The following is a 25,314-nucleotide window of genomic DNA, read 5'->3' as shown; positions in this document are numbered from 1 at the left end:
GGCGCGGGCGGGTTCACGCGCCCAGGGTGGCCCCACCGTCCACGGTGAGCGTCTGCATGGTGATGTGCCGGGCCCGGTCGGACAGTAGGAAGACGACCGCGTCGGCGACGTCGTCGGGCTCGGCGATCCGACGCAGGGGTATGCCCACCCGGTAGGCGTCGGGGTCGCCGTCGAGGGTGGCCCGGGGGCCGGCCGCGTCCTTCCACATCGACCGCAGCATCGGGGTGTCGGTGGAGCCCGGGGCCACGACGTTGCAGCGCACGCCATGGCCGGCCAGCTCCAGCCCCAGGCAGCGGGTGAACGCCACGGCCGCGGCCTTGGAGGCGGCGTAGGCGGCCATGCCGGCACGCGCCGTGCCCGCCGCGTTGGAGGCCACGGTGACGATGGCCCCGGTCGAACGCGTCACCATCGTGCGCGCCGCAGCCCGGGACATGGCGAAGACGCCGGTGGCGTTCACCTCCAGGCTCTCGTTCCACTGCCGGTCGTCGAGCTCCCAGGCCCCGCCCATTCTCAGCACCCCGGCGGCGTTGACCAGGTGGTCCAGCGGTCCCAGCAGGTCCTCGGCCTCGGCGACCACCCGCTCGGCCTCCCCGGCGGCGGCCACGTCCGCCGTGATCGCCACCGCCCGCACCCCGTCGTCCGCGAGCCCGGCGGTGACCCGCTCCAGGCCGGGGCGGTCCCGGTCCACCAGGGCCACCATCGCGCCCCGCTCGCCCAGAGCGCGTGCCACGGCCGCCCCGATACCGCTCGCGGCCCCGGTCACCAGGGCCACCTTCCGCTCCATCGCGGACTCCTCTCGTTCCATGGGGGTCCTCACGCGGTCCACGCCGACGCCACCGCGACCGCCTGGGCCGGGTTGAGCCGGGGATCGCACAGGCTGGTGTACCGGTCGGCCACCCGGTCGACCCGGGAGGCGTCGGACACGCACTCGGTGACCGGCTCGTGGGTGGCCTCCAGGTGCAGGCCCCCGGCGATGCCCCCGGCCGCGCGCACCGCCGCCTGGAACTCCCGCACCTCCCGGACGATCGCCGACACGTAGCGGGTCTTCAGGCCCGAGGGCGTTCTGACGGTGTTGCCGTGCATCGGGTCGCTCATCCAGATCGCCGGGTGGCCCGCGGCGCGCACGGCCGCGACCAGGCGGCGCAGCGCCTCCGTTCCGCCCACCCCCTGTCGGGAGATGAGGGTGAGCCGCCCCGGCCGCCGCTCGGGGTCCAGCCGGTCGCACACCTCCAGCAACTCCTCGACGGTCGCCGAGGGGCCGACCTTGCAGGCCACCGGGTTGGCGACACCGGACAACAGGGCGATGTGCGCCCCCTCGGGGTGGCGGGTGCGGTCTCCCACCCACGGCCAGTGCGTGGAGGTCAGCAGGGTGCGCCCGTCCGGGGTGCGGCGCAGCGCGGGGACCTCGTAGTCGAGCACCAGGGCCTCGTGCGCCGTCCACAGCGACGGCGTCCGGGCCGGGCCGGTGGAACCGGACCGCCGGCCCAGGTGCTCCAGCACGGTGCGCGCCGCGTCGTGGCACGCCAACAGCCGCTCGGGGTCGTGCGCGCGCCCGGCCGGGGTCGGTTCCGGGCCGTTGACCAGGTGGCCCCGGTACACCGGCAGTTCGCGCCCCTCGACGATCTCGGTGGGCCGCGAGCGCGGTTTGGCGAACTGTCCGGCGATCCGGCCCACCCGTACCACCGGCCGACCCGTCGTCGCCTCCAGCACCTCGGCCAGGGCGCCCACCAGGAACTCCTGCGCGCCGACAGCCTCGGGGCCGCACCGCTCCGGGTCCTCGGCGCAGTCGCCGGCGATGACCACACGGGCCTCGCCCGCCGCGACCCGCGCCAGCAGGCCGCTCAACCGGTCCACGTCCTCGATCCGCACCAGTCCGGGCCGGGCCCGGAGCCGTTCGCGGACCTCGGGCAACCGGGGGTCGTCGGCCCAGTCGGGCTGCTGGAGCGCGGTTCGTCGGCGCAGGTCGGGCGACTCGGTCTTCACGGCTGCTCCATGATCCGGGTGCGTCGGTGCGGCACGAGAGGGTCGCTCGCGTTGCCGCGGACCGTTCGAGTGTGCCGAGGTCTCGGGCTCGGCCATGGGAAGTCTGCTGTACTTCGTCATGTCGCGGCGGGGACGGTCGTGGGCCGTGCCCGCGCCTCCGCGGCCGGCGACAGGGCGCGGAAGGTGTGCGCGACCGAGGCGAGGGTGATGTGGCGGTGCCACCCGTTGAACGACCGGCCCGCGTAGTCGCGCATGCCCACCGGGTCGCCGAACCGCGCGAAGGAGCGCTCGACCCGGTCCACCAGCCCGCTCGCCCACAGGGCGGCGGGGCCCGCGTGGGACTCCGGTGGCCGGATCAGCCACAGTTCCTGGGGCCAGGGGCGTCCGCCCCGGCCGATCCCGACCAGCAACAACTCCTCCTCGGGAGCGGTCCCGGTCGCCGACGGTGCGGTCGAGGGGCGGGTCACCCGCACCGCCGCGACCAATCGGGCCCGCCGGGCGGGGTCCGCGGGGTCCGGTACCGGTCGGCGCAGCTCCTGGCCGGCCCGCATCACCAGCTCGGCGGGGAGTGTCCGCCCCCGGTGGCCGATGAGGGCGGGGTCGGTCACCCGCAGCGGCAGCTCCGGTCGGATCCGCGCGGCCGGGCGCAGCCCGGCCGCGCACAGGCGACGGAACGCGGGCAACGGGTCGGTGTCGTCCAGGTCCAGGATCACCGGGCGAGGGGGCAGCCCCCAGCTCTCGATCATGGCGAGGCTCGCCTCCGCGGCGCACCCCACCAGGGTCTCCGACTGGGCCATCGCCGGAGTGGGGGTGCCGCAGTCCAGCGAGCCCCGCCACCGGCCGGGAAGGTGCAGCCGCCACTCCACCGGCACGCTCAGGTGATCGGAGGCCAGCCACACCCCCACGGCGCGCTGGGCGTTCACGACCTGTCCCAGGTCCGCGGAGAAGTACCGGCTCACGCCCACCGAGTGGCGCCCGACCTTCGGGATGACCAGGGGGCGTACCACCCACGCCTGCGGCGGCGACTCGCGCATCGTGTACCGGGCCAGGGCCCGGCGCACCGGCGACCACTCCCAGGTGGAACTGCACACGAAGTGGTGCAGGCTCTGCCCCGTCCCGGCGCCGCCGAGGGCGGCCGCCATGTTCCGGACCGACTTGCGGCCGGGGGTGCTCAACAGTCCGCGCAGGTAGTCCATCCCTTTACGGCGTTGGTCGCTGCGGGTCAGGGAAAAGAACAACTCGTCGACCAGGTCGTTCAGCAACGGGTCGTCGTCCGCCACTGCGGGCGGCGGGGCGGCGGACGGTGACGGGATCTCGTTCTCCACGGGTTTGATCACGGTATTCACGCGGATTCTCCGCTCCGGTGCACTTCGCTCGGCCCACACGGGGGCTAGTGTGTTTTCAGATTTATTTCTGAGGTGGCTCTCACACTAAGAACGGATTCGTCGTTTTGTGAATGACAAGCCACTGACAATGGCCTGTCCAGCAGGTCCTGGTCACATGTAGCTGATTCCTGCTATTTCTCCTGCTCCCGTGTTGACCCGGCGCCGGCTCCGGTTGCAGAGTCGGGGGAGCGCGAACGAAGTCATGGATAACACCGGAGGGCGACCCTCCCGGTGTCCGGAAACGCCGGAGCCGGGTCACTGGAGGTGGCGTTGAGGTGCAGCGAAAGAAAGTGATCCTTGCCGAGCCGCGAGGTTTTTGCGCAGGTGTCCGGCGAGCGATATCCATCATCGAGATCGCCTTGGAGCGGTACGGCCCACCGGTCTACGTGCGCAAGGAGATCGTCCACAACCACTACGTGGTGCGCGTGCTGCGCGAGCGCGGCGCGATCTTCGTGGATTCGGAGGACGAGATCCCCGAGGGAGAGGTCTGCGTCTTCTCCGCGCACGGCGTCTCGCCCGAGGTGCGCCGCAACGCCGGGAGGCGACGGCTGGACGTCATCGACGCCACCTGCCCCCTGGTGTCCAAGGTCCACCAGCAGGCCCTGCGCGTCGCCAAGGCGGACCGGACGATCCTGCTCATCGGACACTCCGGGCACGAGGAGGTCGAGGGCACCCACGGGCACGCCCCCGACCGGACCGTGATCGTGGAGACGGTGGAGGACGCCCGGGCCCTGGACCTGCCGGCCGACACCCCGCTGGCCTATCTCACCCAGACCACCCTGTCGGTCGACGAGACCCGAGAGATCGTCGAGGTGCTCCGCGATCGGTTCCACGACCTCACCGGGCCGGGCACCGATGACATCTGCTACGCCAGCCAGAACCGCCAGGACGCGATCAAGGCCATCGCCCCCCGCAGCGATCTCGTCCTGGTGGTGGGCTCGCGCAACTCCAGCAACTCCGTGCGCATGGTCGAGGTGGCCAGGCGTTCCGGAACCGCCTCCCACCTGGTACCCGACGTGGGCGAATTCTCCGCGGAGTGGCTCACCGGGGTCTCGACGGTGGGGGTGAGCGCCGGGGCCAGCGCCCCCGACGTCCTGGTCGAGGAACTGCTCGACCTCCTCGCCGACCACGGCTTCCGCGACACCGAACTGGAGAGCGTCGCCCGGGAGGACATCGTCTTCTCCCCGCCGACGAGACTCGCCCGCACCGGGTCCGGCGACGACCGGCCCGCATCCGCGAAGGGGACTCCATGACGACACCCACCGTCGATGACGTCCGGGACCTGCGCGCCCGACTGCTGGACCGGGTCGAGGACCGGCTCGACACCCTGCTGCGCACCGAACGCGAACGGTGGGCGAGGGTCGACCCCCGCGCCTGTGTGCCGGTGGACGACGTGGCCGCCCTGGTCGCCGCGGGCGGCAAGCGCCTGCGCCCCGCCTTCCTGCTCAGCGGCCACCTGGCCGCGGGCGGGGACCCCGACGACCGTCGGGCCGTCGACTGCGCCGCCGCCGTCGAACTCGTCCACGTCGGTGCGCTCCTGCACGACGACGTCCTGGACGACTCCGACCTGCGGCGGGGGCGTTCCACCGCCCACGTGCGCCACCTCCGCGACCACCTCCACCACCAGTGGAGGGGCGAGGCCCGCCGCTACGGCGAGGGGGTGGCCGTGCTCTCCGGGGACTTCGCCGACATCCTGGCCGACCGGCTCACCACCGAGCTGCCGCCCGAGGTGCGCACGATCTGGAACGCCTTCCTCACCGAGATCGTCATCGGCCAGCAACTGGACGTCGCCGTGGCGGCCCGCTCGGTCGTCGATCCCGAGCTGTCCCGGTGGATCGCCGTCTGCAAGTCGGGCCGGTACAGCATCCACCGCCCCCTGCTGCTGGGCGCCGCCCTGGCCGGGCGCTCCGACCTGGCACCGGTCTTCGAGAGGTACGGGGAGTCCCTGGGCGAGGCGTTCCAGCTCCGGGACGACCTCATCGACCTGTTCGGGGACAGCGACCACACCGGGAAACCGGTCGGCCTCGACCTGGAGACCCACAAGATGACCCTGCTCCTGGCCCTGGCCGTGCGGCGCGACGCCGAGGTGCGGGCGCTGGTGGAGCAGCCCGAATGGGACGTGCCCCGACTGCGCGACCGGCTCGACGCCCTGGGCATCGGCGACGTCATCGAGGAGCGCATCGGCGAACTGGTCGCCGACGCCGTCAACGCGCTGGGCCACCCGTCCCTGGACTCCGGGTGGCGTGACGAACTCGCCGCCATGGCGCACGAGGTCGCCTACCGCAACCGCTGAACGGGTGCCGCCCACCGCCGTAACCCGGACCGCCCCGAGGCGGTCCCGAGGAGTGATCACATGGCCCTGTTGGACACGATCGAAGGACCCGCGTCCTTGCGCGGGCTCTCCGACGAACGGCTCCGGGAACTCGCCGGGGAGATCCGCGAATTCCTCATCGACCGGGTCACCGCCTCCGGTGGTCACCTGGGCCCCAACCTGGGGGTGGTGGAACTGACCATCGCCCTGCACACGGTCTTCGACTCCCCGAAGGACCGGCTGCTCTGGGACACCGGGCACCAGTCCTACGTCCACAAGCTGATCACGGGGCGCCGGGCCGGGTTCGACCGGCTCCGCAAGGCGGGCGGCCTGTCCGGCTACCCCTCACGCGCCGAGTCCGAGCACGACCTGGTGGAGAACTCCCACGCCTCGACCGCGCTGTCCTACGCCGACGGTCTGGCCCGCGCCGACGCCCTCACCGGGACCACGGACCGGGCGGTGGTCGCCGTCATCGGCGACGGGGCCATGACCGGAGGGATGGCCTGGGAGGCGCTCAACAACATCGGCGGCGGCCCCGACCGCCCCCTGGTCATCGTGCTCAACGACAACGAGCGCTCCTACGACCCCACCCTCGGCGGCTTCGCCGACCATTGCGCGCGCCTGCGCGGCGGCGACGCCGACCTCAGCGTGTTCGAGCAGCTGGGGCTGACCTACCTGGGGCCGGTGGACGGCCATGACATCCCCGCCCTGCGGGAGGCGCTCACCCGGGCCAGGCGGACGACCGGTCCGGTGATCGTGCACGCCGTCACCGAGAAGGGGCGGGGTTTCGCCCCCACGGAGGAGAACGACCTGGACCGGGGGCACGCCATCCGCCCCATGGACCGTCGGACCGGACGAGCCCTGTCCACGTCCTCCGGCCCCTCCTTCAGTGCGGTGTTCGGCGAGTGCGTCACCCGTATCGCGGCCGAGCGCCCCGACGTGGTGGCCGTCACCGCGGCGATGACCGAGCCCACCGGCCTGCTGCCGTTGCGCGAGCGCTTCCCCGAACGCGTCATCGACGTCGGCATAGCGGAACAGCACGCGGTGACGATGGCGGCCGGGCTGTCCATGGGCGGCGTCCACCCGGTGGTGGCCATCTACTCCACCTTCGTCAACCGCGCCCTGGACCAGCTCCTCATGGACGTGGCCCTGCACCGTCGGGCCGTCACCTTCGTCCTGGACAGGTCGGGGGTCACCGGTGACGACGGGCCCAGCCACAACGGCATGTGGGACATGTCCGTCCTCCAGGTGGTGCCGGGCCTGCGCATCTGCGCCCCCCGCGACGGGGCCAGGCTGGCCGAACTCCTGGACGAGGCCGTCTCTTGGGAGGAGGGGCCCACCCTGGTGCGCTTCCCCAAGGGGGCCACCGGACCCGACATCCCCACCGAGACCGTGTTCGCCGGGATGGACGTCCTCTACCGCCAGGGCGCCCTGGACGTCCTGGTGGTGTCGATCGGCGCGCTGGCGCGCGTGGCCCTGGGCGTCGCCGACCGCCTCACCGACCTGGGCCACGGCGTGACGGTCGTGGACCCGCGCTGGGTCTCGCCGGTCGCCCCCGGTCTGTGCGACATGGCCCGCCGTCACCGCCTGGTGGTCACCGTGGAGGACAACAGCCGGGTGGGCGGGGTGGGTTCCACCATCGCCCAGGCGCTGCGCGACGCCGATGTCACCACACCGCTGCGCGAGTTCGGCATCCCCCGCCGGTTCCTGGACCACGGAGGCCGCGCCGACGTGCTCTCCCTGTGCGGGCTGACCATCGAGGACATCTCGATGGCGGCGGCCGAGGACATGGCCGTGCTGGACGGCCGCGAAAGGGACCCGGAGTTCGCGGCCGGTCTGCGCGGCCTCACCGGCGGCGCATCGGCCTCCACCGTTCGTTCCGACACCGAGGGGAAGGTATGACCACCGTCGATCTCGGCATTCCCGCCACTCCGCCGCGCCCGTTGGCGACGCGGCGCAAGACCCGGCAGATCATGGTCGGGAACGTGCCCGTGGGCGGGGACGCGCCGGTGTCCGTGCAGTCCATGACCACCACCCGTACCTCCGACGTCAACGCGACCTTGCAGCAGATCGCGGAGTTGACCGCGTCGGGTTGTCAGATCGTGCGGGTGGCGGTGCCCACCAACGAGGACGCCGACGCGTTGGCGGTGATCGCGAAAAAGTCGCAGATCCCGGTGATCGCCGATATCCACTTCCAGCCCAAGTACGTGTTCCAGGCCATCGACGCCGGGTGTGCGGCGGTGCGGGTGAACCCGGGCAACATCAAGAGGTTCGACGACAAGGTCGCCGAGATCGCCAAGGCCGCGGGTGAGGCGGGGACCCCGATCCGGATCGGGGTCAACGCCGGTTCCCTGGACCGGCGTTTGTTGGCCAAGTACGGCAAGGCCACGCCGGAGGCGTTGGTGGAGTCGGCGTTGTGGGAGTGCTCGTTGTTCGAGGAGCACGGGTTCGGTGACATCAAGATCTCGGTCAAGCACAACGATCCGGTGGTGATGGTCAACGCCTATCGGCAGTTGGCGTCGGCGTGCGATTACCCGTTGCATCTGGGGGTGACCGAGGCGGGGCCGGCGTTCCAGGGGACGATCAAGTCGGCGGTGGCGTTCGGGGCGTTGCTCTCGGAGGGGATCGGGGACACGATCCGGGTGTCGTTGTCGGCGCCGCCGGTGGAGGAGGTCAAGGTGGGTGCGCAGATCCTGGAGTCGTTGGGGTTGCGCGAGCGGGGGTTGGAGATCGTGTCCTGTCCCAGTTGTGGGCGGGCGCAGGTGGACGTGTACACGTTGGCGGAGGAGGTGAGCGCGGGTCTGGAGGGGTTGGAGGTGCCGTTGCGGGTGGCGGTGATGGGGTGTGTGGTCAACGGTCCGGGTGAGGCGCGTGAGGCGGATCTGGGTGTGGCCTCGGGTAACGGTAAGGGGCAGATCTTCGTCAAGGGCGAGGTGATCAAGACGGTGCCCGAGTCCAAGATCGTGGAGACGTTGATCGAGGAGGCGATGCGCATCGCCGAGGAGATGGGTGAGGCGGGGGTCGGGCCGGGGGAGCCCACCGTCGCCGTCGCCGGCTGACCACCGCACGTTCCCCGACTCCACGAACCACGGAAGAGACATGAGCATCGACGCGCGCACCCCCTCCGGGGAGGGCCTCCTGGCCACCGCCGGACGTTACGCCCGGCTGGTCAAGTACAAGTTCGTCATCGACTTCCTGCTCACCCTCGTCATCGTCGCCACCATCCTGGGGGTGGACGGCCTCACCGCCGACGGGGTCCCGCTCACCCTGCTGTTCTTCGCCCTCGGCATGATCGGCGTCCTGTCCGCCGTCATGACCCTGGACGACGTCACCGGGGCGGAGGACGGCAGCGACACCGCCAACTACGTCGAGGTCGAGGACACCGCGTTGCGGCCCCTCGAACGCAAACCCCTGCTCACCGGGGAGCTGACCGTCGCCCAGGCCCGGCGGTTCGGCCACCTCAGCCTGGTGTGGGGCGTGGTGTGGTGGACCCTGGCCCTCGTGGTCACCCCGCATCCCACCCTCGGGGTGGCGGTCCTGGCCGCGCTGCTCCTGTTCCTGAGCGTCCAGTACTCCTGGGGGCTCAAGTTCAGCTACCACGGGCTGGGCGAGGCGGTGCTGCTGTTCTCGGCCACGGCGTTCCTGCTGGTCCCCTACGGCCTGGCCACGGGAGGACTGCCGATCGTGGTCCTGGTCCAAGGGCTGCTGTTCGGGTTCGGCCAGGTCCTCATCGCGGGCTACTCCAACACCAACGACATCCCCGGTGACGCCGCCGCAGGGCGTCGCACGGTGGCCGTGCTCACCTCCGCGCGCGGCAATCGGGTGTTCCTCGGCGCCCTGACCGCGGTCAACCTCCTGCTCGTGGTCGTGCCACCGCTCACCGGCGCGGCCCCCTGGTGGTTCGCGCTCGTCCTCGCCCCGTTCGCGGTCCTGCGGATCCGGCAGTACACGGGTTTCCTCCGCACCGGCGACCCGCTGGTCGCCCGCAGCCGGGGCATCACGACCTTTCGGACCGTGGTCGCCTGCATGATCGCGTTCAACCTGCTGTACCTCTTCCTGTGAGGAGAGCCGGACCCGACAGGTCCGGTCAGGTCGGTGTCCCCCCCGACCTGACCGGCCGTCCCCGCCGGGTGAACCATCCGGCGACCTGGACCCGGGAGGAACAATCGAGTTTGCGCATGATCCGCCGCAGGTGGTTGACGGCGGTCCACTCCGAGATGCCCAGGTTGCGGGCCACCTCCCGGTTGGTCATGCCGCGGGCGACGAGTTCGGCCACCTGGAATTCCCGCTTGGTCAGCGGGCCGTCCTCCGGGTAGGCGGCCTCCTCGGGCGGTGCCGCCAGACCGGAGGGGTCCAGCACCTCGCCGATCACCTCCTCGGGCGTCAAGGCCAGCCCCCGGCCCCAGCACTCGTTGAACACCCTGACGCCCAGCCGCAGACGGGCCTGATCGACGGTGTCGGACACCGCCCCGCCCAGACAGGCCGGGGGCAGGCAGTCCGTACCCGAGCGCATGGCGACCGCGGCGCCCAGGGCGCGCGCGACCGTACGCCATCCCTCGTCGGTGAGGGTCTGCTCACGGGCCATCAGCACGGCCGCCCGCTCGACGCCGGTGGCGCACGCGGCCCGGTCACCGGAGGCGTGGACCGCCTCCAGCGCGGCGCGGTAGCGGGGCAGCGCCCGCTCGGCGCCCTCCCGCGCCCAGAACGTCTCGGCCAGAACGCAGTCGGTCATCGCCTCCTCGCGTTCGTCACCCCAACGCGCGAACTCCCGCCGCGCCTGCTGCGCCGTGGCCTCCGCTGCCGCGTGATCGCCGGACATCATCCGGCACAGGGCCAGGTCGCGCAGGGCCAGCGCCTGCTCGTACTCCTCGCTCACCGACGCCAGTTCCCACGAGGACTTCTCCAGCAACCGCTCGGCGTCCCCCACCTCGCCGCGGTACATCGCCAGCGATCCCAGGCGCCGCCGTCCCGTGGCCGCCCCCCGCTGGTCCGACGCGGTCTCGTACGCGTTCAGGGAAGCGCGCAGGTGCTCCTCCGCCCGGTCGTACTCGCCCACCCACACCAGCAGCTCACCGAGGATGCCCCGACCCTCGACGGACACGCGCTCGGGGATGCCCGGGTCGGACAGCACCCGATCCAGCATCTCGGTGATCCCGCGGACCCGGCCGTTGCCGTGCCAGTAGCCGCGCAGCGCGAAGGCCAACCGGATCGCGCCCGCGTGGTCGCCGTCGTCCAACAGGAAGCCCATCGCGGAGCGCGTGTCCGTCGACCACTGGCGCAGCCGCGGCAGCAGCCGCTCGCGCTCGCCGGAGGCCGGGGGGCCGTGCAGGGAATCGGTGAGGCGGAGGAAGTACGCCGCGTGCGAGCGCAGTACCCGCTCCAGCCCGCCGATCTCGCGCAGCCGGTCCAGGACGTGGCGACGGGTCAGGGACGACAGGCGGAACGTCACATCGCCGTCGTTGCACTCGCCCGTGTACAGCACGTTCATATCGACCAGCCGTTCCAGCAGGTGCTGGACCTCGGCCGGGGAGAGTCCGGTCACCGCCACCGCGGAGGGCAGGTCGAAGCCCTCGTGGAACGCCGCCACCTGCCCCAGGAACTCCCGGTCGAGGCCTTGCAGCCGGTTCAGGGCCATGGAGATGGCCGAGCGCATGCCGGTGTGCGCGGACAGCGTTCCCCCGCCGTCCGCCGAGAGCACGTCCATGTCCCGGACCAGTTCCGACAGCACGACCTGCGGGGAGCACAGCTTCATCTGGGCTGCCGCCAGCTCGATGGCCAGGGGCAGACCGTCGGTCATGGCGCACAGGCGTGCGACCGCGTCGTGGTTCTCCGGGGTCAGCTCGAACTCCGGGCGCACGGTCCGCGTGCGCCGCACGAACAGCTGCACGGACGGGAGCCTGCGCAGCTGGGCCAGTCCGTCGGTCCCCTTCACGCAGGGCGTCTCCAGCGGGGCCAGGCGCAGGATCTGTTCCTCGTACACCCCCAACGACCACGGGGCGACCACCAGGAGCGACAGATGATGGTGGGTGGCCAACAGGCGGGTCAGCAGGGAGGGGAGCCGTTCCATGAAACGGTCGCACCCGTCCAGGGCCAACAGGAACCGTCGTCCCTCCGACGGCCCGGGCCCCGCCGTGTTCGTCTCCAGGACGTCGTGCAGGGCCCGCTCCAACTCCGTGTCGGAGCGCAGGGAGTCCAGATCCAGGGAACGGGCCCCGGCGAACGTCGGCAGGACGTCGTTGAACGCGGTCGCGGCGAGTCTGCTCTTGCCCACCCCCACCGGCCCGGTGACGGTGACGATGCGGGCGCTCGGATCGGTCAGTCGTCTTCTGAGGGCCTCCAGTTCGCCCTCGCGACCGATGAGCGGGGTGGGGAAGTGGTTCCAGGGCGTGAAGGGGCGCGGTTCGAAGGGTGAGGGATCTGCAACACTCTGTGACGGGACAAGCATTTTCGACCTGCTTTCTCGTTCGCCGCTCTTCGACGTGGCATCGCCCAGGGAACGGCGGCCCCGCCGAGGCGTCCGGTGGTGCCTCTGGGCCGGGGCGCCGGCCGGGATCCTTCGTCCGGCGGCTCGGTGTCCGGTCCTGCGAGCGACACGTGCCCGGCCTCCTTCCGAGGCCGGGCACGTGTACGACTACACGGTGCGCAGCGGACGGACCAGAGTGGAGATGCGCGCCATCCGCTCGCCCTGGAAGCGGGCGGCCTTGAGAACGGACTTGGAGGGTGCTCCCTGGCAGGAGGGGCTGGACAGGCCGTAGGGGTTGCCCCCGGCCTCGTGAACGAGGTCATAGTCCACGTAGCCGGTGGGAATGATGAGGCAGCCCCAGTGGTGCATCACGTTGTAGAGGGACAGCAGGGTGGACTCCTGTCCGCCGTGGAGCTCGTAACTGCTGGTGAACCCGGTCGCCGGCTTGTTGGCGAGCTCACCCGCCTCCCAGAGCCCGCCCGCGCTGTCGATGAACTGCTTCAGCTGCGAGCTGACGTTGCCGAACCGGGTCGGGGTGCCGAAGGCGAAGCCGTCGGCCCAGGCGAGGTCGTCCAGCGTGGCGACGGGAACGTTCTCGGTGGCGTCCAGGTGGGCCCGCCATTCCGGGTTGGACGCGATGGCCTCGTCCGGCGCGTGCTCGGCGACGCGACGCAGACGGACCTCGGCCCCGGCCTCGGAGGCACCCTCGGTGATCGCCTCGGCGATGGCGTGCACGTTTCCGGTAGAGGAATAATAGATGACAGAGATTCGAGCGGTCATTGTCCCTTTGCATTCACGGATGGTAATAATTCGCTGGTCACTTTGGGTGATCGCATCGCTGGTGGAGACGCCCTGTTCGAATGTTAGTTGCCGGTAACGCGTCGAGGCAAGTGCCATTTAGGCCGGAGTGATTTTCGATCTTTGTGGCGAGGGGTTTCGCTCACTGCAAGATTTTTGTTTGTGTCATGTTGGTCGTGTTGTTTGTGTGACTGGTGTTGTCTATGTGCTTCAGGTGACCCAAGTGGAACGGTACCGCGTTCTTTCAGGGACGGGTGCTCAGGTTTTCTCTGTTCCGTGTGAACACGGAGGGTGCGCGATCCGGGGTGGTCGTCGAAAGGGGGATGATCTTCCCTGGCACCACCGGGAGCTGCTGCTTTCACGCTCTGCCGAATTTTTGTAAATCCTCTGAGCTTCAATTCCAGACACCCATCCGGTCTCTGTGAAAGCCTTTGGCGAAAGGTCTCGTGTTCGCCGGTTCCACCTGGGGACGCGATCTTCGGGAGGTTCCGATGCGCCTTCCGCTTCTGTTGTGTGCTTCATGTGAACCTCTGGGCGATATGCGAACCGGTGTCGCGAGATGACACAGGCCGAGCCCACTTTCCGGCTCTCCCGCCCGACGCGTTCAGACTCGGGGCCATGTACGCCGCATACATCGACCGGCTCGGCGGGCCCGAACTGATCCGCTACGGCCCGCTCCCGGACCCCGAGCCCGAGCCCGGCGAGATCCTCGTCGAGGTGGATTTCGCCACCGTCAACCACGTGGACACCTTCGTCCGATCCGGCGCCTGGCGCACGCCCCTCACCTTCCCCTTCGTGGTGGGCCGCGACCTGGTGGGCACGGTGGTCCGCGCCGCCCCCGACGTCTCGGACCGCTTCGCCCCGGGGGAGCGCGTGTGGTCGCTGAGCATGGGGTACGACGGCAGACAGGGAGCCGCCGCCGAACGGGTCGCCGTCCCCGCCGACCGCCTGTACCGGGTACCGGAGGGCGCCGACCCCGCCGAACTCGTCGCCCTGGCCCACCCCGCCGCCACCGCCCACCTCGCCCTGTCCACCCACGGCCGGCTGCGGGCGGGGGAGAGCGTGGTCGTCGTGGGCGCGGGCGGCAACGTCGGTGGCGCCCTGGTCGCCATGGCCTCCCACGCCGGGGCGCGGGTCACCGCCGTCGCCTCCCCGACCGACGCGGATCACTGCCGGGCCTCGGGCGCGCACGCCGTGCTCGACCGTCGTGATCCCGATCTGTACGAGCGGATCGCCCGCCTGCACCCCGACGGGGTGGACCTGCACGTCGACGCCGCCGGCCGTAACGAGGTCGAACCGGCGCTGGCCGGCCTGGCCCGGCGCGGTCGCCTCGTCCTGCTCGCCGGGATGCGTTCGCGCCCCGTCCTGCCGGTGGGATCCCTCTACCTCCTGGACCGCTCCGTCCTCGGATTCGCCATCTCCCAGGCCACCGTCGACGAACTCGCCGAGGCCGCCGCACGGGTGGGCCGGCTCGCCGCGGACGGCGTCCTGCGCCCGCGCCGCTGCGACCTCGTGTCCCTGGAGCACACCGGACGGGCCCACCGGGCCGTCGAGGGAGGACTGGCCCGCGGGCGCCGGATCGTGATCGCCGTGGGTCGGGGTCCCGATCACGGGACGAACTTGACCAACTCTGCGCCGATGCTTGGCGCCACCTCACCGGGCCTTGCGAACCTTCCAACCATGAGCGCATCCATCATCGACACCACCCCCCTCTTCGAACTGCGGGCGAGCCTTCCGGTGTCCGCCTCACCAGAGCAGGTGTACGAGGTCGTCAGCGACCTGCCGCGCAGCTCCGAATGGAGCCCCGAGTGCCGCGGCGGTGAATGGATCTCCGGAGAGCCCCGGCGGGTCGGATCGGTCTTCCGGGGCGAGAACCTGCGCGCCGACGACGTCGTCGGCTGGGCACCCCTGATCCGCGGCGTGTGGCACACCGAGGCCCGCGTCACCGCGGCCGACCCCGGCCGCACCTTCCGCTGGATGATGCTCTCCCACGCCGGAGCGGACCAGGAGAGCGTCTGGGGCTTCGACATCGAGCCGACCGACGACGGCGGCTCCGTCCTGGTGCACCACTTCCGGATGAACCGGGCCACGGCCGGGATCCACACGATCACCGCGAACCTGGACGAGGAGGAGCGCAAGCGCTTCATCACCGAGTGGACCGCCAAGCTCGAACAGGACCTCGACGTCACGCTGGCCCGGATCAAGCGCGTGATCGAAGAGAGCTGACCCCCCTCCCCCCAGACCGACAGAACGGACGAGCCGTGTTCCTTCAGCGCGTAGCCAACCGGGGTATTCGACTGGGCACCCTCTTCGACCGAGCGGCGGCCCGCTACCCGGCCAACCCCGTCATCCTCGACCACGAACTGGACATCGCACCCGAACGGGGGCGTCGCTTCACCCTCACCGAGATCGCCGACCTGGTGGACGACTTCGCCTCGCGCCTGTGGTCCCTGCGGGTGCGCCCCGGCGACCACGTCGTCGTGCACAAGTCCGACGCCTTCGACATCTCCCTTCTGGCGTGCGCGGTCGTCCGGATCGGCGCCATCCCGGTGATGCTGTCCCCCAAGCTCGACGGAGCCACCGTCGCCGCCCTGCTGCGCCGGGTCGACCGGCCCTACCTCCTCACCGACCAGGCCAAGCTGGAGAAGGAGCTGCCCGCGGAGGTGTTCGACCTCAGTGAGGGCGTCCTGCTCGCCGCGGGGGAGTACGAGGGGGCGGTGTCCCTGGCCTCGCTGGCCGGCGTCACGCGGGTCCGACCCGTCACCATGCCCCCCGACCACCCCACGATGGTCACCCACACCTCCGGCACCACCGGCCTGCCCAAACTCGCCATGCACACCGGGCGCACCTTCCAGGCCCGCTACCGGCCCCAGAGCCTGGTGGTGGGCGCGGCGGTCCGCCGCCGCGAGCCCATCGCCGTCCACGTCTCCTTCGTGCACTCGCGGATGTACACCGCGATGCCGATCTCGGTCCTCCAAGGCCACCCCCTGGTGATCCTGCGGGACGACGACGAGGAGAACGTGGCCGCCCTCTTCGCGCGGGTCCGTCCCGGCTTCATCGAGGCGCACCCCAACACCTTCCTGCGCTGGGAGCCGCTCGCCGACGACCCCCGCGAGCCGCTGGCCAACGTCAAGTACTTCAGCAGCACCTTCGACGCCATCCACCCGCGCACCGTCCAGCGGATGCTCGGCGCCTCCCGGCGCGACCTGCCGCTGTTCGCCCAGGCCTACGGTCAGAGCGAGGTGGGCCCGATCGCCGCCCGCACCTACACCCGGGCCCGTGGCGAAGACGCCGACGGCCGCTGCGTGGGCCGCCCCTTCCCCGGCATGACCGATGTCCGCGTGGTCTCCCGGGACGGCCGGACGCCCAGCAGGTCCTCGCCCGGACACATCGAGGTGCGCAGCGACGGCCGCATCGTCACCTACATGGGCGAGCACGAGCGCTGGCGCAAGCAGGTCAACGGCGGCTGGTGGCGCATGGGCGACGTCGGCTACCTCAGCAAGTGGGGCTGCCTGCACCTGCTGGACCGCGAGATCGACGAGATCCCCGGTATCGACAGCACCCTGGAGATCGAGGACCGGTTGTTCGGCCGCATCCCCGAACTCGTCGAGGTCATCATCGTCCCCTCTCCGGAAGGGCGGCCGGTGCCCGTCGTGTGCACCCGCGACGACGCCCCTCTGGACGAGAGCGCCTGGCGGGCGGCCACCGCGGACCTGCCCGCCATGGAACCGCCGCTGCACTGGCGACTGGAGGACCTGCCACAGACCGCCACCACCAAGATCAAGCGGCGCGAACTGGTCGCACTGCTCAAAGCGGGGCACGGCGCCGGGTGAAACGAGGAGGGAACATGACCGGTGGTACCCACGGGGCCCCGAACCGGCGTGAACCCGGCGCGGACCGGCTGGAGGTCGGCGTCGTCGGGGCGGGGCCGCGGGGGCTGTCGGTGGTCGAACGGCTCTGCGCCAACGAGCGGGTCCGCCCCTCCCGCGCGCACGTCACGATCCACCTCATCGACCCCCACCCGGCCGGGGCCGGGGCGGTGTGGCGCACGGACCAGTCCCGTGTGCTGCTCATGAACACGGTCGCCTCACAGGTGACCGTCCACACCGACGAGAGCGTGAACATCGACGGGCCCATCGAACCCGGACCCACACTGGCGGAATGGGCCCGCGAGGTGGCGCTCTTCGGCGGGCACGACGAGCAGACCGTGGCCGAGGCCCGCCGCCTCGGCCCCGACTCCTACCCCACACGGGCGTTCTACGGCCACTACCTCAAGGCCTGCCTCGACAGGATCACGGAGAAGGCGCCCGCCCACGTCGAGATCCGGGTGCACCGCTCCAAGGCGGTCGCCATGGCCGACACCCGCGGCTTCCCCGACGGCCCCCAAGGGCTGCGGCTGGAGAACGGTGTGCGCCTGGACCACCTCGACGCGATCGTGCTGGCCCTGGGACACCTGCCGGCGAGGGTCGGTCCCGGCGAGGCGCGTACCGCCAGCCTGGCCAGGATCCACCACCTCACCTATCTCACCCCCGCCAACCCGGCCGACGTGGACACGACCCGCGTCCCGGCCGGGGCGCCGGTCCTGCTCCGAGGGCTGGGGCTGAACTTCTTCGACCACATGGCCCTGTTCACCGAGGGGCGGGGAGGCGCCTACCACGAACGGGACGGACACCTGGTCTACGTACCGAGCGGCGACGAGCCGGTGCTGTACGCCTTCTCCCGGAGGGGCGTGCCCTACCACGCGCGCGGCGAGAACCAGAAGGGCGCCTCCGGACGGTACCTGCCGCGCCTGCTCACCGTCGCCCGCGTCGAGCGCATGCGCGCCAAGGCGGCCGGAGGGCTGGGCCTGAGGCGGGACCTGTGGCCCTTCATCGCCCGCGAGGTGGAATCCGTCTACTACGGGACCCTGCTGCGTTCTCAGGGCCGGGCGGACGAGGAGGAGGAGTTCGTCTCCCGCTACCTCACCGCCGGGGAACCCGACGCCCTCCTGCGCGCGTACCGGATCGACCCCCGGGACCACTGGGACTGGGACCGTGTCGCCCGCCCCTGCGCGGGCCGGGACTTCGACGACCGCACGGCTTTTCGCACCTGGCTGCTGGAGCACCTGCGCGAGGACATCCGGATGGCCCGGCGGGGGAACGTCGAGGACCCCACCAAGGCGGCCCTGGACGTGCTGCGCGACCTGCGCAACGAGGTCCGGCTCGCGGTGGACCACGGAGGGTTGGAGGGCATCTCCCACCGCGACGAACTGGACGGCTGGTACACCCCGCTCAACGCCTACCTCTCCATCGGCCCGCCCGTCTCCCGGGTCCGTGAACTGGTCGCCCTCATCGAGGCTGGCGTCGTGGAGATCCTCGGCCCGGGCACCCAGGTGCGCCTGGACACCGAGGCCCCGGACTTCGTCGCGCACTCCACCCGCGTGCCCGGAACCCCCGTGCGCTCGAAGGTGCTCATCGAGGCCCGGCTGCCCGAACCCGATCTGCGCCGCACCGCGGACCCCCTGCTGCGCCACCTGTTGGACAGCGACCAGATCTCCGCCCACCGGATCGCCGTCAACGGTGGTCCCCCGCTCGAAACCGGCGGCCTGGCGGTCACCGGCCGCCCCTACCGGACCATCGACGGGCGGGGGAGGGCCCACCCCCGCAGGTTCGCCTACGGGGTGCCCACCGAGGCGGTCCACTGGGTCACCGCGGCGGGCACCCGCCCCGGGGTGGACTCGGTGACGCTCGGCGACTCCGACGCGATCGCCCGCGCCGTACTGGACCTGGCCCCCGCCGCCACCGCGCGGGCCGGAACCGCCGACCACCTGACCGGAGTGATCGTTTGAACCCGCTCACCGACGCCGGTCTGCTGTCCCCCGTCCGGGCCGGCACCCCCGTCGAATCCCTCGTCTCCGACCAGGCCTGGCTCCAGGCCATGCTGGACGCCGAAGCCGCTCTGTCCCGTGCCCAGGCGACCCTGGGCACGGTGCCCCCCGCCGCCGCCGAGGCGATCACCCGGGCGGCCCGCGCCGAACACCTGGACCCTTGCGCCCTCGCGGTCTCCGCCAGGGAGAACGCCAACCCGGTCGTGGCACTGGTCCGGGAACTGACCAGGATCGTCGCCGAACGCGCTCCCGACGCCGCCGGGTACGTGCACCGGGGCTCCACCAGTCAGGACGTGTTCGACACCGGGGCGATGCTGGTCGCGGCCCGCGCCCTGACCGTCGTCGGTGAGGACCTGCGCGCCGCCGCCGCCCACCTGGCCGCCCTGGCCCGGCGGCACCGCGACGACCCCGCCGTCGCCCGGACCCTGGCCCTGCACGCCGTGCCCACCACCCTGGGGCTGCGGGTCGCGGGCTGGCACCGGCTCGTCGTGGACGCCGAGGCGAGGGTGGCGCGCCTGCTCGACGGCGGACTGCCGGTCTCCCTCGGCGGGGCGGCGGGCACCCTCGCCGGATACCTGGAGTACGCCTCCGACCGGGACCGGGAGGACCCCGGGGCCCATACCGCCGCCCTGGTCCGCGAGTTCGCCCGTGAGACGGGGCTGGCGGCCCCCGTCCTGCCCTGGCACGCGCTGCGCACCCCGATCGCCGACCTCGCCGCCGTCACGGCGTTCACGACCGGTGCCCTGGGCAAGATCGCGGTCGACGTGATCAACCTGTCCCGTACCGAGGTCGCGGAGGTCGCCGAGCCCGGGCCCCCCGGACGGGGAGCCTCCTCGGCCATGCCGCACAAGCGCAATCCGGTCCTGGCCACCATGATCCGCAGCGCCGCCCTCCAGGTGCCCGCCCTGGCGTCGGGGTTGACCGGATGCCTGCTCGCCGAGGACGAGCGCTCGGCCGGGGCGTGGCACGCCGAGTGGTCCCTGCTGCGCGAGTGTCTGCGCCTCACGGGGGGAGCGGCGCACACCCTGGTCGAGTTGGCCGAGGGGATGACCATCGACGCCGCGCGAGCGGACCGCAACCTCGGGGCGACCGGCTCGGCCGTCTCGGCGGAACGGATCGTCGCCCACCTCACCCCGCGTCTGGGCCGCGCCCCGGCGCGACGCCTGCTCGACCGGTGCTCCGCCGTCGCCGCCCGGGAGGGCCGCCCCCTGGACTGCGTCCTGGCGGAGGAGAGCGAGCTTCGGGACGTGCCGGCCGCCGAACTCAAGGCCCTGTGCGACCCCGCCGGTTACACCGGGGCCGCGGCGGCCCTGGTGGACGCCTCCCTGGACGTCCCCGGCCGGTGACGCGCGGGGGCGGGGCCCGCCGGGCCCCGCCCCCGCGCACGGTTCACACCAGGGCGTGCCGAGCGGCCAGGGCCGCGTCGTAGCGCTCCCACACGATCCCGGCCAGCTCCGGGGCCGCCCCCAGCGCCTCCGAGACCACCGTCGCGCCCGCCGCCAGCGCCTGCGCGCGGACCCGGTCGGCGAAGAAACCCGGGGCCAACAGGTAGGTGGCCACCACCACCCGCCGCGCCCCCCGGGCGTACGCCGCCGCGACCGCCTCGCCCGGGGTGGGACGCGCCGCCGACGCGAACGCCGCCGTCGCCTCCCGCCACGGCCCGCGCGCCGCCAGTTCCCCGGCCACGGCCGTCACCGTCGCGTTGGCCTCCGGGTCGCTCGACCCCGCCGACGCCACCACCAGGGCGGTGTCGCCGTCCGCGACCGCGCCGGCCTCGGCCGACCGCCGCTCCACCGCCGCGAGGAGTCCCTCGTGCGGCCCCAACGTGCCGGCGTAGCGCACCCGCACCCACGGCTCGTCCGTCCGCGACCGTTCCAGCACCTCCGGCAGGTCCACCTTGCTGTGGTAGGCCGCGGTCAACAACGTCGGTAGCACCACCACCTCGCCCGCGCCCTCGGCGGCCAGGGACGCCAGGGCGTCCTGCGCCGACGGCGCCGTGTGGTCCAGGTAGGACACCCGCACGTCCGTGTCGGGCCGCAGCGCCCGCACCCGGTCGAACAGGGCCTCCACGGCCGCCGCCGACCGGGGGTCCCGGCTCCCGTGCGCCACCGCCAGCAACGGCACCGACGAGCGCCGTCCCGGCGCCCGTCCCCGCCCGCTCACAGGTGGATCCCGCACTCGGTCTTGCCGCTGCCCGCCCATCGGCCGCTGCGCGGGTCCTCTCCCGGCTCGACCCGACGCGTGCACGGCTCGCACCCGATGGAGGGGTACCCGTCGTACTGGAGCGGGTTGACGATCACACCGTTCGTCTCGATGTAGGCGTCCACGTCCTCCTGCGTCCACCGGGCGATCGGGTTGACCTTCGTCATCCGCTTGCGCCGGTCCCACTGCACGATCGGTGTGTCGCGGCGGGTCACCGCGTCCGCGCGGCGCAGCCCCGTCAGCCACGCGGCGTAGGGGGCCAGGGCCCTCTGCAACGGCTCCACCTTGCGCAGGTGGCAGCAGATCGCCGGGTCGCGCCCGTGCAGGCGCGGCCCCAGCGCCAGGTCCTGTTCGGCGACCGTGCGGGTCGGCTCCACGTTGACGAGGGTGATGTCGTAGATCGAGGCCACGGCGTCGCGGGTGCCGATGGTCTCGGGAAAGTGGTAGCCGGTGTCCAGGAAGATCACGTCGATGCCGGGGACCACCTTGGAGGCGAGGTCCACCATGAGGGCGTCGGCCATGGAGGAGGTCATGCACAGGCCGTCGCCGAACGTCTCGGCGGCCCACGCGATGATCTCCTGGGCGGTGGCCTCCTCCAGCTCGCGCGAAGCGTTCGCGGCGAGCTCGGGACCGCCCACAGGGGTGATGGTGGCGTTCATTCCTACCCTTCCGTCGGTCTGGAGGGTGCGTCGCCGAAGGAGGCGGAGCGCAGGCCCACGTACTTCACGCGGAACACACGGGCGCAGGACAGGCAGGCCCAGGGGTAGCCCTCGCCCTTGACCGCGGCGCCCTCCTCGGGCACCAGGTCCTCGTCTCCGCAGTAGGGGCAGTAGTAGGGTGCGGCCCTCTCGGACACGACGCACCTCCTCGAATCGGGGATGTCGCGGATGGTGGGAGGGGGCCGGTCGCGGACGACCGGCCCCCTCCGGCGGCTACTTCAGGTCGTCGTCGGCGGCCCGGCCCACCCAGGCCGCGAACGACTCCCCGTCCTTCTTCTGGTCCTGGAACCGGCGCAGCACCCGCTCGACGTAGTCGGGCAGTTCGTCGGCCGTGCTCTTGAGCCCGCGGATCTTCTTTCCGAAGGCCGCGTCCAGCCCCATGCCGCCGCCCAGGTGGATCTGGTATCCCTCCACCTGCTCACCGTGCTCGTTCATCACCAACTGGCCCTTGAGGCCGATGTCGGCGACCTGGATGCGCGCGCACGAGTTCGGGCACCCGTTGACGTTGATGGTCAGCGGCTCCTCGAAGTCGGGGAGACGCTTCTCCAGCTCGTCGATGAGGGTCACCGCGCGCCCCTTGGTCTCCACGATCGCCAGCTTGCAGAACTCGATGCCGGTGCAGGCCATCGTCTGGCGGCGGAACGTGCTGGGCCGCACCTGGAAGTCCTCGGCCTCCAGCGCGGCGGTGATGGACTCGACCCGGTCCTCCTCGATGTCGAGGATGACGAGCTTCTGGTCGGCGGTGGTACGGACGCGGTCCGACCCGTGCGCCTCGGCGATGTCGGCGATCCTGGCCAGCGAGGTCCCCGAGACCCGGCCCACCTTCGGCGCGAAGCCCACGTAGTACCTGCCGTCGCTCTGGCGGTGCACGCCCACGTGGTCGCGGCGCAGCCCCGGGTCCAGGTCGGGGGCGGGGCCGTCGGGCAGCGCGTACCCGAGGTACTTCTCCTCCAGCACCTGGCGGAACTTCTCCGCGCCCCAGTCCTTGATGAGGAACTTGATCCGGGCGCGGGTGCGCAGCCGCCGGTAACCGTAGTCGCGGAAGATCGCGCAGACCCCCGCCCACACCTCGCTCACCTGGTCGGGGCGGACGAAGGTGCCGAGCCGCAGCGCGAACATCGGGTTGGTGGACAGGCCGCCGCCGACGAACAGGTCGTACCCGGCCTCACCGTTCTCGTCCCGCACGCCCACGAACGCGACGTCGTTGATCTCGTGGTTGGTGCAGTACACCGAGCAGCCCGAGATGGACGTCTTGAACTTGCGGGGCAGGTTGGAGTACAGCGGGCTGCCGATGTGGTCGTCGTAGACCTGGAAGACCTCCGGGCTCGCGTCCAGCACCTCGTCCTCGGCCACACCGGCCAGCGGACAGCCCAGGATGACGCGGGGGGTGTCGCCACAGGCCTCGGTGGTGGACAGGCCCACCGCCTCCAGCCGCTCCCAGATCTCCGGCACGTCCTCGACCCGGATCCAGTGGTACTGGACGTTCTGCCGGTCGGTGATGTCGGCGGTGTCGCGACCGAAGTCGCGGGAGATCCCGGCGATCGCGCGCAACTGTGCCACCGACAGCTGGCCGCCGTCGATGCGCGCCCGCAGCATGAAGTAGCGGTCGTCCAGCTCCTCCGGCTCCAGGATGGCGGTCTTACCGCCGTCGATGCCCGGGGCGCGCTGGGTGTACAGCCCGAACCACCGGAAGCGTCCGCGCAGGTCGGCGGGGTCGATCGAGTCGAAACCGCGCTTGGAGTAGATGTTGATGATCCGATCGCGGACGTTGAGCCCGTCGTCGTTCTTCTTGTTCTCCTCGTTCTTGTTCAGCGGCTCGCGGTAACCGAGGGCCCATTGGCCTTCACCGCGGCGGCGACGCGGCTTGGCCGCCGTCGCCGTCCGACCGTTCTGCGCGGAAGAGGGAGGCATCGCGGGTGTCTCCGATGGGGTCACGGGGTCCGTGCGACCCCGGCGCCCGCACCACTGCCACCCGCCGGCTCCGCACTTCGTCGTGCTGGGGCCTCGGGTCGGATTCCGCGTGTGTGGGATCGAAGAGAGAGGGGAGAGCGCCGGTGCCGCGCGCACCCCTGGGGTGCGTCAAAAAGGCGGCGAGATTAACCGACGCTGCAACAGATGGCACTGCGGACCCGAAGGAAGTCCACGTGGCGACGCACGCAGAGCATGGGGTCCAGGGCAGCGATCATGAAATGAGAATGTCATGTGCGCCGGGCCTTTGTCCAGGAGAGCCGGAAGGCCCCAGGAGTGAGTCACGTCACTCGCCCGGACGGGGGCGCTCCCGATACCGCGCTAACGTTCTCCCCGTGGTGGGTTTCTGGGAAGGGCTCTGGCGCATCACCGACGCCTGGCTGAGAAGGCGCCCCGTGGTGCGCGGCGGGTTGCTCCTCGTGCTGCGCACGAGCCGGGCCTTCTCCCGCGCCCGGGTGGTCGGACTGGCCGCCGAATCGGCGTTCTTCACCCTCATCTCCCTGCCCGCGCTGCTGCTCGGCCTGCTCGGCGCCCTGGTCCCGATGACCTCGTTCCTGGGAGAGGAGACCGTCGAGGAGATCAGGCGGCTGATCCTGGACAGCACCGCGCAGATCCTCACCCCGGACACGGTCGACAGCGTCGTGGCCCCCCTGATCGACGACCTCCTCCAAGGCGTCCAGGGCGGGGTGCTGTCGGTGACCTTCCTGGTGTCACTGTGGTCGGGATCGCGGGCGATGAACGTGTTCATCCGCTCCATCACCATCTCCTACGGCCTGGAGGAACTGCGCGGCTGGTTCGCCCAGCGGGTCCTGGCGTTCGTCGCCTACCTGGGCGCACTGACCTTCGCACTGCTGGTGCTGCCGATCCTGGTGGCCGGTCCCGACCTGGTCCACGGGTTGTTGCCGATCACCGTGGGCCGGCTCAACCTGCTGTACTGGCCGACCGTCTCGGTGCTGGCCACCACCGCCGTGACCATGCTCTACGCCCTGAGCATCCCGGTGCGCACCCCGCTGTGGCGGCACCTGCCCGGCGCCCTGCTGGCGACGACGGTGCTCGTCATCGGCTCGATCGTGCTCCGCTCCTACCTGGACGCCTCCCTGGGACAGGTGAGCATCTACGGCTCCCTGGCGGCCCCGATCGCGATCCTGGCCTGGCTGTTCGTGATGGCGATCGCGATCCTGGCGGGGTCGACGTTCAACGCCGAGATCGACGCCATGTGGCCGACGGTGCGCACCGCCGCAGCCCGCGCCGAGATCGCCACCCGCCGCCTGGAGCGCGCCGGCCGCCTGGTGCGCCGCCGCGAGCAGGCGGTCCTCGACAGCATCGGCGAGGCCAACGGTCGCTGACCGCCGGTTCCGGACACCTCACCCCGGAGGACCGTGTGCGGGTCCTGGCGGCGCGCCCGTCCCGGCCGGTGCGCCGGGTCCCCACGGACGGTCTGCGGCGACCGGTACCCGAGGGCGCGAAGGCACGACGGTCCGGACCCGAGGTGGGCGTCTCGGGTCCGGGCCGTCGTGGTGCGCAGGGCCCGCTCCTCCTCGTCGCCGTCCGGGGCGGGACCGTCCACCCCCACGCCATGACGGACGAGCCCCCGACCCGTTCCCGAAGACCGTCCGCCG

At 71.7% G+C, this 25,314-nt stretch carries 19 protein-coding genes; 10 read left to right on the top strand and 9 right to left on the bottom strand.

All coding sequences use genetic code 11. The features are described 5' to 3' along the window. Window positions 1–13: 13 nt before the first annotated feature. The 3 genes from RM479_RS13955 to RM479_RS13945 all read right to left on the bottom strand — a co-directional run bounded on the left by RM479_RS13955 (window position 14) and on the right by RM479_RS13945 (window position 3,329). Window positions 14–784: a 2,3-dihydro-2,3-dihydroxybenzoate dehydrogenase gene (locus RM479_RS13955; RefSeq protein ID WP_311512162.1), complete on the bottom strand. Its 771-nt coding sequence runs from the start codon at window positions 782–784 to the stop codon at window positions 14–16. A gap of 29 nt (window positions 785–813) precedes the next feature. Beyond that, window positions 814–1,983, bottom strand: a complete 1,170-nt coding sequence (locus RM479_RS13950; RefSeq protein ID WP_311512161.1) for a 3-deoxy-7-phosphoheptulonate synthase — start codon at window positions 1,981–1,983, stop codon at window positions 814–816. 116 nt (window positions 1,984–2,099) lie between these two features. Further along, window positions 2,100–3,329 (bottom strand): IS701 family transposase, encoded by a 1,230-nt coding sequence (locus RM479_RS13945; RefSeq protein ID WP_311512160.1) that lies wholly within the window; start codon window positions 3,327–3,329, stop codon window positions 2,100–2,102. 314 nt (window positions 3,330–3,643) lie between these two features. Here RM479_RS13945 and RM479_RS13940 point away from each other — a divergent pair, with 314 nt between their 5' ends. From RM479_RS13940 to RM479_RS13920, 5 genes are read left to right on the top strand one after another with little or no spacing between them, the layout of a single operon-like run. Continuing rightward, entirely contained in the window at window positions 3,644–4,621 is a 978-nt protein-coding gene (locus RM479_RS13940; RefSeq protein ID WP_311512159.1) for a 4-hydroxy-3-methylbut-2-enyl diphosphate reductase, read from the top strand. Further along, on the top strand, window positions 4,618–5,661 hold the full coding sequence (locus RM479_RS13935) for a polyprenyl synthetase family protein (RefSeq protein ID WP_311512158.1): 1,044 nt from the start codon (window positions 4,618–4,620) through the stop codon (window positions 5,659–5,661). Before RM479_RS13940 ends, RM479_RS13935 begins: the two co-directional genes overlap by 4 nt. Window positions 5,662–5,721: 60 nt before the next feature. Further along, window positions 5,722–7,581: a 1-deoxy-D-xylulose-5-phosphate synthase gene (locus tag RM479_RS13930; RefSeq protein ID WP_311512157.1), complete on the top strand. Its 1,860-nt coding sequence runs from the start codon at window positions 5,722–5,724 to the stop codon at window positions 7,579–7,581. Continuing rightward, window positions 7,578–8,738 (top strand): flavodoxin-dependent (E)-4-hydroxy-3-methylbut-2-enyl-diphosphate synthase, encoded by a 1,161-nt coding sequence (ispG, locus tag RM479_RS13925; protein ID WP_311512156.1) that lies wholly within the window; start codon window positions 7,578–7,580, stop codon window positions 8,736–8,738. The genes RM479_RS13930 and ispG overlap by 4 nt, the downstream gene beginning before the upstream one ends. Window positions 8,739–8,778: 40 nt before the next feature. Further along, complete coding sequence (locus RM479_RS13920) at window positions 8,779–9,741, top strand: UbiA family prenyltransferase (RefSeq protein ID WP_274810821.1); 963 nt, start codon at window positions 8,779–8,781, stop codon at window positions 9,739–9,741. A 25-nt stretch (window positions 9,742–9,766) separates the two neighbouring features. On the opposite strand, the gene RM479_RS13915 is transcribed toward RM479_RS13920, so the two are convergent. Both RM479_RS13915 and wrbA read right to left on the bottom strand, forming a co-directional pair. Then, on the bottom strand, window positions 9,767–12,124 hold the full coding sequence (locus RM479_RS13915; protein ID WP_311512155.1) for a LuxR C-terminal-related transcriptional regulator: 2,358 nt from the start codon (window positions 12,122–12,124) through the stop codon (window positions 9,767–9,769). 186 nt (window positions 12,125–12,310) lie between these two features. Beyond that, complete coding sequence (wrbA, locus tag RM479_RS13910; protein WP_311512154.1) at window positions 12,311–12,922, bottom strand: NAD(P)H:quinone oxidoreductase; 612 nt, start codon at window positions 12,920–12,922, stop codon at window positions 12,311–12,313. Between the two features lie 636 nt (window positions 12,923–13,558). On the opposite strand from wrbA, the gene RM479_RS13905 reads away from it, so the two are divergent. The 4 genes from RM479_RS13905 to RM479_RS13890 are packed head-to-tail and all read left to right on the top strand — an operon-like array spanning window position 13,559 to window position 20,152. Further along, window positions 13,559–15,166 carry a zinc-binding dehydrogenase gene (locus tag RM479_RS13905; RefSeq protein ID WP_311512153.1) on the top strand — a complete coding sequence of 536 codons (1,608 nt, stop codon included), beginning with the start codon at window positions 13,559–13,561 and terminating at the stop codon, window positions 15,164–15,166. A 35-nt stretch (window positions 15,167–15,201) separates the two neighbouring features. Then, window positions 15,202–16,773, top strand: a complete 1,572-nt coding sequence (locus RM479_RS13900; RefSeq protein ID WP_311512152.1) for a class I adenylate-forming enzyme family protein — start codon at window positions 15,202–15,204, stop codon at window positions 16,771–16,773. A 14-nt stretch (window positions 16,774–16,787) separates the two neighbouring features. Then, on the top strand, window positions 16,788–18,767 hold the full coding sequence (locus RM479_RS13895) for an FAD/NAD(P)-binding protein (protein ID WP_311512151.1): 1,980 nt from the start codon (window positions 16,788–16,790) through the stop codon (window positions 18,765–18,767). Continuing rightward, window positions 18,764–20,152: a lyase family protein gene (locus tag RM479_RS13890; RefSeq protein WP_311512150.1), complete on the top strand. Its 1,389-nt coding sequence runs from the start codon at window positions 18,764–18,766 to the stop codon at window positions 20,150–20,152. The genes RM479_RS13895 and RM479_RS13890 overlap by 4 nt, the downstream gene beginning before the upstream one ends. A gap of 43 nt (window positions 20,153–20,195) precedes the next feature. Here the strand turns inward: RM479_RS13890 and RM479_RS13885 are convergent, their stop codons facing one another. The 4 genes from RM479_RS13885 to RM479_RS13870 all read right to left on the bottom strand — a co-directional run bounded on the left by RM479_RS13885 (window position 20,196) and on the right by RM479_RS13870 (window position 23,638). Continuing rightward, window positions 20,196–21,008, bottom strand: a complete 813-nt coding sequence (locus tag RM479_RS13885; RefSeq protein ID WP_397222131.1) for a sirohydrochlorin chelatase — start codon at window positions 21,006–21,008, stop codon at window positions 20,196–20,198. Beyond that, window positions 20,966–21,667, bottom strand: coding sequence for a phosphoadenylyl-sulfate reductase (locus RM479_RS13880; protein ID WP_311512148.1), 702 nt, complete (start codon window positions 21,665–21,667; stop codon window positions 20,966–20,968). The genes RM479_RS13885 and RM479_RS13880 overlap by 43 nt, the downstream gene beginning before the upstream one ends. 2 nt (window positions 21,668–21,669) lie before the next feature. After that, window positions 21,670–21,864: a hypothetical protein gene (locus RM479_RS13875; RefSeq protein WP_274810833.1), complete on the bottom strand. Its 195-nt coding sequence runs from the start codon at window positions 21,862–21,864 to the stop codon at window positions 21,670–21,672. A gap of 76 nt (window positions 21,865–21,940) precedes the next feature. Further along, window positions 21,941–23,638 (bottom strand): nitrite/sulfite reductase, encoded by a 1,698-nt coding sequence (locus RM479_RS13870; RefSeq protein WP_311512147.1) that lies wholly within the window; start codon window positions 23,636–23,638, stop codon window positions 21,941–21,943. Between the two features lie 392 nt (window positions 23,639–24,030). Between RM479_RS13870 and RM479_RS13865 the strand changes: the two genes are divergently transcribed. Further along, complete coding sequence (locus RM479_RS13865; protein WP_311512146.1) at window positions 24,031–25,041, top strand: YihY/virulence factor BrkB family protein; 1,011 nt, start codon at window positions 24,031–24,033, stop codon at window positions 25,039–25,041. The last annotated feature ends 273 nt before the right edge of the window (window positions 25,042–25,314 follow it).

Origin of the sequence: Nocardiopsis lambiniae (genome assembly GCF_031845465.1) — a bacterium.
Classification (GTDB): Bacteria; Actinomycetota; Actinomycetes; order Streptosporangiales; family Streptosporangiaceae; genus Nocardiopsis; species Nocardiopsis lambiniae.
The sequence above is the reverse complement of the archived record's forward strand: the minus strand, read 5'-3'. Positions and strand labels throughout refer to the sequence as shown.